11 protein-coding genes are annotated in these 12,838 nt (G+C 73.2%); 6 read left to right on the top strand and 5 right to left on the bottom strand.

The window, feature by feature from the left end; translation table 11 throughout:
* Positions 1-3 precede the first annotated feature (3 nt).
* The 4 genes from ACTHLI_RS00395 to ACTHLI_RS00410 all read left to right on the top strand — a co-directional run bounded on the left by ACTHLI_RS00395 (position 4) and on the right by ACTHLI_RS00410 (position 4,678).
* Complete coding sequence (locus tag ACTHLI_RS00395; RefSeq protein WP_440180648.1) at positions 4-1,008, top strand: beta-ketoacyl-ACP synthase III; 1,005 nt, start codon at positions 4-6, stop codon at positions 1,006-1,008.
* 87 nt (positions 1,009-1,095) lie between these two features.
* Positions 1,096-1,344: an acyl carrier protein gene (locus ACTHLI_RS00400; RefSeq protein ID WP_440180650.1), complete on the top strand. Its 249-nt coding sequence runs from the start codon at positions 1,096-1,098 to the stop codon at positions 1,342-1,344.
* 30 nt (positions 1,345-1,374) lie between these two features.
* Positions 1,375-2,616 (top strand): beta-ketoacyl-[acyl-carrier-protein] synthase family protein, encoded by a 1,242-nt coding sequence (locus tag ACTHLI_RS00405; RefSeq protein WP_440180652.1) that lies wholly within the window; start codon positions 1,375-1,377, stop codon positions 2,614-2,616.
* A 16-nt stretch (positions 2,617-2,632) separates the two neighbouring features.
* The gene (locus tag ACTHLI_RS00410) at positions 2,633-4,678 is read left to right on the top strand and encodes an NAD(+) synthase (RefSeq protein WP_440180654.1); all 2,046 of its coding nucleotides are present in this window, start codon (positions 2,633-2,635) and stop codon (positions 4,676-4,678) included.
* 338 nt (positions 4,679-5,016) lie between these two features.
* Here the strand turns inward: ACTHLI_RS00410 and ACTHLI_RS00415 are convergent, their stop codons facing one another.
* From ACTHLI_RS00415 to ACTHLI_RS00435, 5 genes are all read right to left on the bottom strand, one after another.
* Positions 5,017-5,523 (bottom strand): DUF3145 domain-containing protein, encoded by a 507-nt coding sequence (locus ACTHLI_RS00415; protein ID WP_440180656.1) that lies wholly within the window; start codon positions 5,521-5,523, stop codon positions 5,017-5,019.
* A gap of 200 nt (positions 5,524-5,723) precedes the next feature.
* Positions 5,724-6,677 carry an NADP-dependent oxidoreductase gene (locus tag ACTHLI_RS00420; RefSeq protein ID WP_440180657.1) on the bottom strand — a complete coding sequence of 318 codons (954 nt, stop codon included), beginning with the start codon at positions 6,675-6,677 and terminating at the stop codon, positions 5,724-5,726.
* Positions 6,678-6,716: 39 nt separating this feature from the next.
* Positions 6,717-8,363, bottom strand: a complete 1,647-nt coding sequence (locus ACTHLI_RS00425) for a bifunctional 3'-5' exonuclease/DNA polymerase (protein ID WP_440180659.1) — start codon at positions 8,361-8,363, stop codon at positions 6,717-6,719.
* A gap of 38 nt (positions 8,364-8,401) precedes the next feature.
* Positions 8,402-9,241 (bottom strand): DUF1684 domain-containing protein, encoded by an 840-nt coding sequence (locus tag ACTHLI_RS00430; protein ID WP_440180661.1) that lies wholly within the window; start codon positions 9,239-9,241, stop codon positions 8,402-8,404.
* A gap of 80 nt (positions 9,242-9,321) precedes the next feature.
* A complete protein-coding gene (locus tag ACTHLI_RS00435; RefSeq protein WP_440180663.1) occupies positions 9,322-11,223 on the bottom strand; it encodes a prolyl oligopeptidase family serine peptidase in 1,902 nt (633 codons plus the stop codon).
* Positions 11,224-11,319: 96 nt separating this feature from the next.
* Between ACTHLI_RS00435 and ACTHLI_RS00440 the strand changes: the two genes are divergently transcribed.
* Entirely contained in the window at positions 11,320-11,589 is a 270-nt protein-coding gene (locus tag ACTHLI_RS00440) for a hypothetical protein (protein WP_440180664.1), read from the top strand.
* 45 nt (positions 11,590-11,634) lie between these two features.
* Positions 11,635-12,756 (top strand): coiled-coil domain-containing protein, encoded by a 1,122-nt coding sequence (locus ACTHLI_RS00445; protein WP_440180666.1) that lies wholly within the window; start codon positions 11,635-11,637, stop codon positions 12,754-12,756.
* Positions 12,757-12,838: the final 82 nt, after the last annotated feature.

The following is a 12,838-nucleotide window of genomic DNA, read 5'->3' on the forward strand; positions in this document are numbered from 1 at the left end:
CCGGTGACCGCCCTGCACCAGACGACCGGGCGTCCCGGTTCGCGCATCCTCGCCTACGGCGCCGCGCGCGGCGACGTGACCGTCCCGAACGACGACATCGTCGGCCCGATCAACTCGTCCGACGAGTGGATCCGCCAGCGCACCGGTGTGATCGAGCGGCGCAGGGCCAGCGCCGAGGTGGAGGCGGTGGACCTCGCCGAGCAGGCCGCGAAGCAGGCGATCGAGACGGCCGGGATCCGGCCGGACCAGATCGGGGCCGTCCTCGTGTCCACGATCTCGAACACCGTGCAGACCCCGTCGCTCGCGGCGCTGCTCACGGAGCGCGTCGGCGCGACGCCGGCTCCCGCCTACGACATCTCCGCCGCCTGCGCGGGCTTCACGTACGGCGTCGCCCAGGCCGACTCCTTCATCCGCACGGGGCTCGCCGAGTACGTGCTCGTCGTCGGCGCCGAGAAGCTCTCCGACTACGCGAAGCCGACGGACCGCACGATCTCCTTCCTCCTCGCGGACGGGGCCGGCGCCGCGGTGCTCGGCCCGTCGGACGAGCCGGGCGTCTCCCCCACCGTGTGGGGCTCCGACGGCTCGAAGTGGGACGTGGTGGGCATGGACAGCCCGCTGGCCGCGTACCGCGACGGCCGCGGCGAGGTCGACTGGCCGACGCTGCGCCAGGAGGGGCCCACCGTCTTCCGCTGGGCGGTCTGGGAGATGGCGAAGGTCGCGCAGCAGGCGATCGACGCCGCAGGCATCACCGCGGACGACCTCGCGGCCTTCATCCCACACCAGGCGAACATGCGCATCATCGACGAGCTCGCGAAGCAGTTGAAGCTGCCCGCGCACGTCGCGATCGCCCGGGACATCGCCCACACCGGCAACACCTCCGCCGCGTCCATCCCGCTCGCCGCGCATGCGCTGCTCGGCGAGCACCCGGAGCTGTCGGGAGGCCTCGCCCTGCAGATCGGATTCGGCGCAGGGCTCGTCTTCGGCGCTCAGGTCGTGCGCCTCCCCTGACGGGGCGCGACGGACGCCCCAATACACTGACCATCGACCGGTTCCGCGCGCTGCGGAGCCTGTGAGACCAAGGAGAACGACCCCCACATGGCCCAGTCCACCGAAGAAGTCCTCGCCGGCCTCGCCGAGCTCATCAGCGACGAGACGGGCATCGCCACCGACACCGTCGAGATGGAGAAGTCGTTCACGGACGACCTCGACATCGACTCCATCTCGATGATGACCATCGTCGTGAACGCCGAGGAGAAGTTCGACGTGAAGATCCCCGACGAAGAGGTCAAGAACCTCAAGACCGTCGGCGACGCGGTCAACTTCATCACCGCCGCCCAGTCCTGACCCACCCCTTCGGAAGGCCTCCGCAGCTCCATGGCAGCTCCAGACATCGTCGTCACCGGTATCGGTGCGTTCTCGCCCCTCGGTGCGAACGCGCAGGACACGTGGACGGCTCTGCTCGCCGGTGAATCCGGTGCGCGGACGCTGCCCTACCCCTGGGTGGAGGAGCTGCAGCTGCCCGTGACCTTCGCCGCGACGACGAAGGTCGACCCGACCGAGGTGCTCGACCGGATCGAGGCGAAGCGCCTCGACCGCGGCGCGCAGCTCGCGCTGCTCGCCGCGCGGGACGCGTGGGCGGACGCCGGTGCCCCCGACGTCGACCCGACCCGCCTCGGCGTCGACTGGGCGACCGGGATCGGCGGGGTCTGGACCCTGCTGTCGGCGTGGGACACGCTGAAGGAGAAGGGGCCGCGGCGCGTCCCGCCGATGACGGTCCCGATGCTGATGCCGAACGCCGCCGCCGCGGCGATCGAGATGGAGTTCAAGGCGCGCGCCGGCGCCCGCACCGTGGTGTCGGCGTGCGCCTCCAGCAACGAGGCGATCGGGAACGCGCTCGATCACCTGCGACTCGGGTACGCGGACGTCATCATCGCGGGCGGTACGGAGGCGTGCGTGCACGCCCTCCCGCTCGCGGCGTTCGCGCAGATGCAGGCGCTGTCGAAGCGGAACGACGAGCCGGCGCTCGCGTCCCGCCCGTACGACGCGGGCCGGGACGGCTTCGTGCTCGGCGAGGGGGCCGCTGCGCTCATCCTGGAGCGCGAGGACCACGCGAGGGCCCGCGGCGCTCGGATCTACGCGCGCCTCCTCGGCGGCGCGGTGACGAGCGATGCGTTCCACATCAGCGCCCCCGACCCGGACCCGGGCGGCTCGGTGCCGCGCACGATGCGCCTCGCGCTCGAGGACGCCGGGATGTCGGTCGGCGACGTCGCCCACATCAACGCCCACGCGACGAGCACGCCGGTCGGCGACATCGCCGAGTACAAGTCGATGCGGGCCGTGTTCGGCGCTCACCTCGACGACGTTGTGGTGAGCGCGACCAAGGCGGCCACGGGGCACCTCCTCGGCGGCGCGGGCGCGATCGAGGCGGTCTTCACGGTGAAGGCGCTGCACGAGCGGGTCGCTCCCCCGACCATCAACCTCTCCGACCCGGACCCGGAGATCCCGCTCGACGTCGCCACCTCGCCGCGGCCGCTGCCCGACGGCGATCTGGTCGCGGTCAGCAACTCCTTCGGCTTCGGCGGCCACAACGCGGTGACCGTCTTCGCGACCGTCTGACCCGCGGAGCGCGCTGATGGACTTCCGCTCCATCCACGAGCACGGGTTCGCCCGGGTGGCCGCCTGCACGGGCCTCACGACCGTCGGCGACCCGATCGCCAACGCCGAGGACGTGCTCGAGCTCGCGGAGCGCTGCAGCGACGACGGGGTCGACGTCGCGGTCTTCACCGAGTTGGCGCTCTCCGGCTACTCGCTCGACGACCTGGTGCTGCAGGACGCGCTGCTCGACGCCGTGGAGGCGGGCCTGCGGAGGATCGTGGCCGACAGCGTCGAGCTGCAGCCCGTGCTCGTCCTCGGCGCGCCGCTGCGCCACGAGGGCCGCGTCTTCAACTGCGCGGTCGTCGTCCACCGCGGCAGGGTCCTCGGCGTCGTGCCGAAGTCCTACCTCCCCACCTATCGCGAGTTCTACGAGCGGCGACAGCTGACCCCCGGCGACGACCGGCGCGGCGGCGTGATCCGGGTCGGCGATCAGGAGGTGCCGTTCGGACCGGACCTGCTGTTCGAGGCCGCCGATCTCGCGGGTCTCGTGCTGCACGTGGAGATCTGCGAGGACATGTGGGTCCCGGTGCCCCCGAGCGCCGAAGCGGCCCTCGCCGGTGCGACCGTGCTCGCCAACCTGTCGGGGAGCCCGATCACCGTGGGCCGCGCCGAGCAGCGCCGGCTCCTCGTGCAGTCGGCGTCCGCACGCTGCCTCGCCGCGTCCGTCTACGCCGCCGCCGGACGGGGCGAGTCCACCACGGACCTGTCCTGGGACGGGCAGACGATGATCTACGAGAACGGCGTGCTCCTCGCGGAGACCGCCCGCTTCCCGGACGGGGACCGGATCGCGGTCGCCGACGTTGACCTCGACCTGCTGCGCCAGGAGCGCATGCGGATGGGGACGTTCGACGACAACCGCCGCACGCACGCCGACCGCGTCGACGGCTTCCGCCGCATTCGGTTCGACCTGCGTCCGGTGCAGGGCGACATCGGGCTCGAACGCCGGGTGGAGCGGTTCCCGTTCGTCCCCGCCGACGAGGCGCGGCTCGCGCAGGACTGCTACGAGGCCTACAACATCCAGGTCGCCGGCCTCGTGCAGCGGCTCGAGGCGATCGGACGGCCGAAGGTGGTCATCGGCGTCTCCGGCGGCCTCGACTCCACCCAGGCGCTGCTCGTGGCCGCGCAGGCGATGGACCGCACCGGCCGACCGCGCACCGATGTGCTCGCGTTCTCGCTGCCGGGGTTCGCGACCGGGGACGAGACGAGCGGCAACGCCCGCTCACTCATGCGCTCGCTGGGCGTGACCGTCGGGGAGATCGACATCCGGCCGACCGCGACGACGATGCTTCGGGAGCTCGGGCATCCGGCGGGCGACGGCGAGCCCGTGTACGACGTGACCTTCGAGAACGTGCAGGCGGGCCTCCGCACCGACTACCTCTTCCGCATCGCGAACCAGCGGGGCGGGATCGTGCTCGGCACCGGCGACCTGTCGGAGCTGGCGCTCGGCTGGTCCACGTACGGCGTGGGCGATCAGATGAGCCACTACAACGTCAACGGCGGGATCCCGAAGACGTTCATCCAGCACCTCATCCGGTGGGTGATCGCCACCGGCCAGTTCGACGCCGAGGTGTCGGCGACGCTCGGCCGGATCCTCGACACCGAGATCAGCCCCGAACTCGTTCCGGGCGATCAGCTGCAGTCGACCGAGTCGAAGGTGGGGCCGTACGCCCTGCAGGACTTCGCGCTCTTCCACGTGCTCCGGTACGGCTTCCGCCCGTCGAAGATCGCCTTCCTCGCCTGGCACGCGTGGCACGACCCCGCAGCGGGCGCCTGGCCGCCGCACTTCCCGGAGGAGAAGCGGGCGGCGTACGACCTGCCGGAGATCCGGAGGTGGCTCGAGGTCTTCCTCCGCCGCTTCTTCGGCTTCGCGCAGTTCAAGCGGTCCGCGATGCCGAACGGGCCGAAGGTGCTCGCCGGCGGCTCCCTCTCACCGCGCGGCGACTGGCGAGCACCCTCCGACGGAACCGCGACCGCGTGGCTCGCGGACCTCGAGCGCTGGGACGCCGAGCGCGCCTTCGACTGACCGCGAGCACCTCGGCAGGCTGTGCGCGCTTCAGCAGGCTGCACGCCGCCCGGAGAGCCTGCTGAGGTGGATCCGGCCTGCCGACGTGCTCTCGCTCGCGCCTCGACCGCGCGGGTCGACGCGCCGTGGACGAGGAAGAGCCCCCGTTCCGGTACCCATCCGGACGGGGGCTCTTCTGCCGCGCGATGCTGAGGTTCGAGGGCCGCTACCCATACAGCCCGAACACTGAAAAGTCGCACCGGCGGACGTGAAGAAGGTACTGAACTCCGCACCCTCCGCACGGCGTGACACGCCGGTGAATTACATCTTGGTCATTCGGTCCGGGCGTGTCGCCCGGATCAGACCGCGGAGCGGTGGAGCCAGGTGACGGACGAGGTGCCGATGGCGTGCCGGAAGGGCTCCAACTCGTCGTCCCAGGCCTGTCCGAGGGCGAGCCGGAGCTCGCGGTGCAGCTCGATCGCGCTGGTGCCTGCGGCGTCCATCGCAGCCCGGATCCGGTCCTCGGGCACGACGATGTTGCCGGCCGCGTCGGTCTGGGCGTGGAAGATCCCGAGGTCGGGCGTGTGCAGCCAGCGGCTGCCGTCGACCCCGTCCCGAGGGTCCTCGGTGACCTCGAAGCGCAGGTGCTCCCACCCGCGCAGCTTCGACGCGATGGCGGCGCCGGTGCCCGGCCCGCCCTCCCAGGTGAAATCAGTGCGCTGCGCACCGCGCAGCACCGGCTGATCCGTCCACGTGAAGCTGACCGGCCGGCCGATGGCATGACCGGCCGCCCACTCGACATGGGGGCAGAGTGCGCGCGGTGACGAGTGCACGTACAGCACGCCGCGGGCGACTGTGGTGACCATGGATTCGTCCTCCGTTCGAACAGATACGTCTTCCCCAACGACCTGTGGTGAACGGATGACCCGATGACACCGATATGAAATTAGCGCGGCCCTATTCGGCTCCCGGGAAGTATGCCGGACGACACGCCGGGAACTCAACCGGATCGGTCGCCGACCGGCGTGGCGCGGGCCGTCAGGTGCCGCGACACGCCGGAGCCGGCTCAGGGGACGAGGGCGAGCTTGCCGCCCGGGTGACCCTCCGCGAGCACGGCGAGCGCTTCCGCTGCGGCCTCCAGGGGATAGGTGCGCGCGATCGGGACGACGAGCCGCCCGTCCGCCGCGAGATCGATCAGCCCGGCCCGCACGCCGTCCCGGAACACGGCGCTCTCCGGGTCGCGACCCCCGACCGCGAGGAACCCGTCGCGCTTCGCGCGGGCCTGCGCCGCGATGGTCACCACGCGGTCCTTCGGCGCCACCGCGAGGGAGACGTCGACCGCCTCATCGGTCCCGACGCAGTCGAGCGCCGCGGCGTACCCCTCCTCCGGTGCCAGTGCCCGGACCCGGTCGAGCAGTCCCCGGCCGTAGGGCACCGGCGTGGCGCCGAAGCCCCGGACGACCTCGGCGCGCGCATCGCTCGCGGTGCCGACCACGGCGATGCCACGCAGTCGAGCGAGCTGGAGCAGCATCACGCCCACCGCCCCGGACGCCCCGTGCACGAGCACCGTCTCCCCCGCTGCCGCGTGCACGACCCGCAGCATGTCCTCCGCCGTCGAACCCGCAAGCAGCAGGTTCGCAGCGGCAGGGAAGTCGAGCGCAGCGGGCTTGGCGAAGACGTCCTTCGCCGGCACGGTGATGCGCGACGCGTAGCCGCCGGAGACCCGGAACGCGAGCACCTCGTCACCGATCGCGCCGCCGCCGGAGGCGAGCTCGGTGTCGGCCCCCAGGCCGACGACGACGCCCGCCACCTCGTACCCGGGCCGGATCGGGAGCGCCGCGGGATCGGCCGTGGGGCCGCCCGCGAACCCTTTGAAGTCGGCTGGGTTCATGCCGGCGGCACGGACGTCGATCGTCACCTGACCGGGGCCCGCCTGCGGCACCTCCACCTCGGTGAGCTCCACCACGTCGGGCCCGCCGTAGCGGGGCGCGATCACCTGCCGTGCCGTCGAAGTCGTCATGAGGAGAGCAAACGCCCGTCCGCTGAGGGCCGCGTCCAGTCAGCCGGCGTCGGAGTACCGGTCGACCACCGCGACATCGAGCGGGAAGTCGATCGGGAAGTCCGCGAAGAGCAGCCGACCCGCCGACGCGGCGGACGCGGAGACGGCCTCGGCGGCCTCCGCCGCGAGCCGCGCGGGCGTGTGCACGATGACCTCGTCGTGGAGGAAGTACACGAGATGCGGACCAGCGCCGATCGGCTCGTCGGTGAGCTCCCAGAGCCGGCGCCGCAGGTCGGCGATCCAGCAGAGCGCCCATTCCGCTGCGGTCCCCTGCACCACGAAGTTGCGGGTGAAGCGCCCCCGGTCCCTCGCCATCGCGCGCGCACGACGGAGCACCCCCTCGTCCGCCTCGAACACGGCGGCCTCCCGGTCGACCTCGCGCTGGTGCGCGGAGACCGGAGGCGTCTCGCGCCCGAGCAGGGTCGCCACCGTGCCGCCCCGCTCGCCCTCCCGCGCGGCACGCTCCACGAGCGCGAGCGCCCGCGGGAACCGCTCCGCGAGACGCGGGACCAGACGGCCGCCCTCGCCGCTCGTGGCGCCGTACAGCGCGCCGAGCATGCCGACCTTCGCGGCGGCCCGCGTCGCCACGGCGCCGCTCGCCACGATGCCCGCGTAGAGGTCGCGGCCGTGCCCCGCCTCGGCCATCGCGCGGTCGTGGGCGAGCCCCGCGAGCACCCGGGGCTCGAGCTGGGCCGCGTCGGCGACGACGAGCTTCCAGCCGGGATCGGCGACGACCGCGGACCGGATCTGCTTCGGCAGCTGCATCGCGCCGCTGTTCCTCGTCGCCCACCTGCCGGTGACGACGCCGCTGACGACGTAGTCGGGGCGGAACCGGCCGCCGTGCACCCAGGTGTCCAGCCAGTGCCAGCCGTTCGCCTGGTGCAGGCGGGCGAGCTTCTTGTACTCGAGCAGGGGCGCGACCGCCGGGTGGTCCACCCGACGCAGCTCGTGCGCCCTGGTGCTGTCGACCTCGATCCCCGCGCCGCGCAGTGCTCGGGCCAGCTCCACGGCCGAGTCGGGGTTCAGGGTCGGAGCCGCGAGCGCGGCGCGGATCTCTCCCGCCAGCCGTTCGAGCACGGCGGGGCGGCGGTCGTCGGGGACCCGCGGCCCCAGCAGCTCCTCGAGCAGCCGTTCGTGCTCGTCCGTGCGCCACGGCAGCCCGGTGTCGCGCATCTCCACCGCGGCGAGCGCGCCGGCGGACTCGGCGGTGATGAGCAGCCGGAGGGCGCCTGCGCGAGGCGAGCCGGCCAGCTCCGCGAGCTGCCGCTCGTACTCCGCCGCGGCGTCGAGCGGGCGGCCGAGGTCGATCGGGAGGGCGCCGTCGTCCCGGCCGGCGGCGGGGCCGTCCCCGTCGTCCTCGGGGAGCGCCGCGATGGCGCCACGGGCCCCCGCGGCGCGGCGGAGGATCGCCCGGGCGAGGCGGAGGTCCCACGAGCGCGCGACGCGGACCCCGGCCTGGAGCAGCGACGGGTAGACCGCGGCCGTGTCCCACACCCACCGCGGCCGGTCCGCCTCGAGCGAGGCAGCCAGCTCGGGGAACGGCACGTCGCCCTGGTCCTGCACGACGCCGTCGACCGTGAGCCGCGGACCGCCGTCCCCCTGCTCGACGAGCACCGTCCGCTCCGCCGTCAAGACCGATCCGCTCATGCCGGGCACGCTACGGGCGCCCTCCGACGCCGGCCGGGTCAACCGTGCAGCAGGCCACCGTCCTTGCCGAGGACCTGCTTCTCGCCGGCCTCGATGCGGAACGGGAAGCGGTTCTGCCTCGGCGGCATCGGGCAGTTGAAGTTGTAGCTGAACGCGCACGGCGGCAGCACGGCGTAGTTGAAGTCGAGCGTGATCGACCCGTCGGGGTTCGGCGCGATGAACAGGAAGCGGCCGACCCCGTAGGTGTCGACGTCGCTCGTCTCGTCGGCGAACACGAGCTGGAGCCGTCGACCGTCCTTGAACGCCGCGATCCGGTACTCCTCGCCGCGGATCGTCACCGCGATGTCGCCGGGGACCGGCAGCTCCCGGGTCGCCCCGTCGTCCTTGATGTGCGAGAAGCCGACGGTGGTGCCGGCGGGGTTCGGCGTGAAGGTGCCGGTGACGATCCACTCCGGGTCGTAGTCGAAGGCGCTGATCCCACCGAACGCCTCGATCGCCTCCGACCGGGCGTCCCAGACGCGCAACGCGTACTGGCCGTCCTCGCCGCGGATGACGGTGCCCGTCGTGTGGTCGTCGAACACGATCGAGGAGGGCGCCGCGTCGTCCTTGCCGCGCACGACGGCGGTGCCGTCGACGAGGGCGCCGTCGACCGTGATGCCGTCGGCGGCGGTCGCCGTCACGATCAGGCCGCTCTCCCCATCCGGCCGAGGCGCCCAGGTGCCTGGGACGCCCCAGATCGTCTGCTCCTCGCCCACCCACTGCGTGTTGACGAGGGCGAGGAAGCCGTTCGGCGTCTGCACGCTCTGCTCCCGCGCGGTGCGGAAGCGGCGGAGGCGCTCGTCGGCGGTCGGGGCGGCTGCGGTGGCGGTGTCGGTCACGGGTGTCCTTCCGGGGGCGGTCAGCGGAGGCAACCTACCCGGCGCCTCGGACCTTCCCGGACCGCCGGACCGTCGTGCACTCAGCGCTCGAGCTCGAGCACCGGGATGTCCGGCGGCGTGAACCCGAACACCTGGCCGTAGAACGACAGCGCCGCCTCCCGCGAGGAGACGAGGGCGTCCCGACCACGGAAGCCGTGCCCCTCCCCGGGGTACTCGATCAGCGCGTGCGGGATGCGCCGGGCGGCGAGCGCGTCTCGGAACCTCCTGGACTGCGAGGGCGGGACCACGCGGTCCTCGAGGCCCTGCAGCAGGAGGACGGGGACCGAGAGGCCGTCGACGTGGTTGATCGGCGCCCGCTCGCGGTAGCGCTCCGCGGCCTCCGGGTACGGGCCGATCAGTCCGTCGGTGTAGTGCGCCTCGAAGTCGTGCGTGTCCGTCGCGATGGCGACGGCGTCCGCGACGCCGTAGCGGGACACCCCCGCCGAGAACGCGTCCGTGCGGGTGAGCGCCGAGAGCACCGTCCACCCGCCCGCGGAACCGCCCTCGATCGCGAGGCGCGCGCCGTCCGCGATGCCCCGCTCGGCGAGTCCCCGGACGACGGTGACGACGTCCTGGACGTCGACGACGCCCCACTGGCCGCGCAGGCGCTCCCGGTACGCGCGGCCGTACCCGGTCGAGCCGCCGTGGTCCACGTCGACGACCCCGATGCCGCGGCTCGTGTAGTAGGCGTACGCCGGATTCGTGCGGACGCCCGCCCGTCCCGTCGGGCCGCCGTGCACGAACGCGACGAACGGCGGGAGGCTGCCCTCTGGCGCCTGGAATCCCGGATTGCGCGGTCGGTACACGACGGCGTGCACCCCGTCGATCTCCATCAGCTCGGCCGCGGGGAACTGCTCGAGCGGCAGGTCGTCCACGCCGCTCCTGACGAGCGCCGCGGCTCCGGTGTCGGGGTCGAGGGACCAGAGCGACACGGGGTCGGACGCGGACTGGTCGATCACGAGGACGCGGCCGTCGCGCACGTCCTCCCAGCTCGTGTCCGACCGGTCATGCCGGAGCACGACGGTCGTGCCGCGCGCCGGATCGAGCAGCACCTGGTCGTCGGCGCCGAACGTGGAGGTGAGGAGGATCCGGCCGTCGGGCAGCGGGAGGTACCAGCGGGTGCCGAGCACCCAGAGCGGGCCGCCGGTCTCCCGCTCCGCAGGGAGCAGGGCCTCCGGCTCCCCCTCCGCCGACGGGTCGAGCCGGTACAGGTTCCACCACCCGGTGCGGTCCGAGATCACCGCGAGCCGGCCGTCGGGCAGCCACTCGGGCTGGAGCACCGACTCGGTCGGGCCCCCGAGCAGCGTGCGCCACGACGCGACCCTGCCGTCGACGAGCTCCCCCACGCGCAGCTCCGTGCCGTCCCAGGGCATGTTCGGGTGGTCCCACGCGATCCACGCGATCCGCGAGCCGTCCGGGCTGATGCGGGGCTGCGCGAGGAAGCGCGAGCCGGCGACCACACTGACGACGTCGCCGGACCCGTCGAGCGGCACGAGGACCAGGTCGCGGGCGACGTCCTGCGGTCCCCCGCCGGTGCGCTGCTCCCGGACGGCCAGCACGGCCTCGCCCGCCGGCACGAGACCGCCGAAGGCGACGCCGTCCTCCTGACGGGTCAGCGGGACGGGCTCGTCCCCCGCGGCGTTCAGCAGGTGGAGACGACCGTCGGCGAGATGCGAGAAGACGACGCGGGACCCCACCGCGGTCCAGGCGCCGCCGCCGTACTCGTGCACCGCCGAGCGCACGTTCCAGGGCGCCGCGAGCACCGCCTCGACCCCCGTTTGAGTCCGGCGGAAGAGGCCGACGCGGCGCTCGGCCGTGACCGGTTCCGCCCACCACACCTCGTCCCCCACGAACCTGGCGGAGTCCGGAGCATGGCTGCCGGCGGCGACGGACGCCGCGGTGAGCGGCGAGCGCCACTCCCCGTACGGCGCGGTGATGACCATGCCGACACGGTACGGGCGTGTCCCTGCTTGCCGAAGCCGACCGCCAGGCGTACCGTGCAGTCGATCGAATACGTGTTCGAAGCGGAGGAGGCGGGCATGCCCGGGACCGTGACAGGCGCGGGACGCGACGCCGATCTCGTGACCGGCTGTCGCGGCCGGCCCCCACTGCTGCACTGGCAGCACCGGGTGTACCGGGTGACCGACGCGCCCACGCCGCTCGAGGACGAGCTCCCGCCGCAGATCACCCATCCGCTCCCCGTGCACGGCTGGCGCTTCCAGGGCACCGACGTGCACGACGGCGAGACGCTCGTCTTCGACGTGGTGGAGCTCGGCGAGGGCTGGCATGTCCTGAAGACGTACGCGTAGGGCGCGCCGTCCTGGCTGGAGCGCCGCCGGTCCTACCCTGGCCCGGTGCGGTCGGGTCTTCGGAGCGGGTCCGCCGTCGCACTCGTCGCCGCCCTCGTCGCGATCGTGGTCGGCTTCGGGCCGGCGACGGCGCGCGCCGACGACCCCACCTGGGCCCAGGTCCAGGCCGCGAAGCACGACGTGCACAAGAAGGCCGCGGCCGTCGCGGCGATCGAGCAGACGCTGAACGGGCTCGAGACGGAGGCGGCCCGGCTCGGCACCATCGCCCTGCAGAAGGCCGCGCTCGCCGCCGCAGCCGACGCGAAGCTGCAAGCCGCGCAACAGGTCTACGACGACCTCGAGCAGCAGACGAAGGCCGCTGCGGGGAAGGCCGACACCGCCAGGCGCACGGCGGCGACCGTCGCGACGCAGCTGTACCGCGGAGGCGATCCCGGCCTGACCGTCTGGCTCTCCGGGAACGCGTCGGGGTCGCTCCTCTACCGGCTCGGTGCGCTGTCGCAGATCGGCGACACGTCGAGCTCGCTCCTCGAGCAGGCGCGGGTGGACCAGCGGCAGGCCGCCGCCCTCGGCGATCAGGCGAAGGCGCAGGCCGCCGTCCGGAACATGCTCGCCAAGCAGGCGGAGAGCGCGGCGAACGACGCGAAGGCGGCGCAGGCGGCCGAGGACCGGCAGGTCGCGCAGACGAAGTCGCAGCGGGCGACGCTCCTGGCGCAGCTCGCGGCGCTCCAGGCGAAGTCGTCGGCGCTGCAGGCCTCCTACGCGGCGGCCCAGCGGGCGAAGGCGGCCGCTGCAGCGGCCGGCGCGACCTCGGGTGGCACCGGGCTCGCCGGGATCGCCGCCGGTCCGGGCTCGCTCTCCCCCGCCGCCGCGCAGTCCTACGCGGCATCACGGCTCGGCGCCTACGGCTGGGGCAGCGGCCAGATGTCCTGCCTGATCAGCCTCTGGAACATCGAGTCGGGCTGGCGATGGAACGCGTACAACGCCTCATCGGGCGCGTACGGCATCCCGCAGTCGTTGCCCGGATCGAAGATGGCGACCGCGGGCGGCGACTGGACGACGAGCTCCGAGACCCAGATCGACTGGGGACTCGGGTACATCCAGGCCCGCTACTCCACGCCGTGCGGCGCCTACGCGTTCGAGACGAGCCACGTCCCGTACTGGTACTGACCCCGACCGGGAGCCGGGTCACGGGCACCTGGCGGGAAGACGCGTGCCGCACCCGGCGGGTCGAGGACCCGCCCCGGGCCCC

It is taken from the genome of Amnibacterium sp. (genome assembly GCF_051956055.1).
Classification (GTDB): domain Bacteria; phylum Actinomycetota; class Actinomycetes; order Actinomycetales; family Microbacteriaceae; genus Amnibacterium.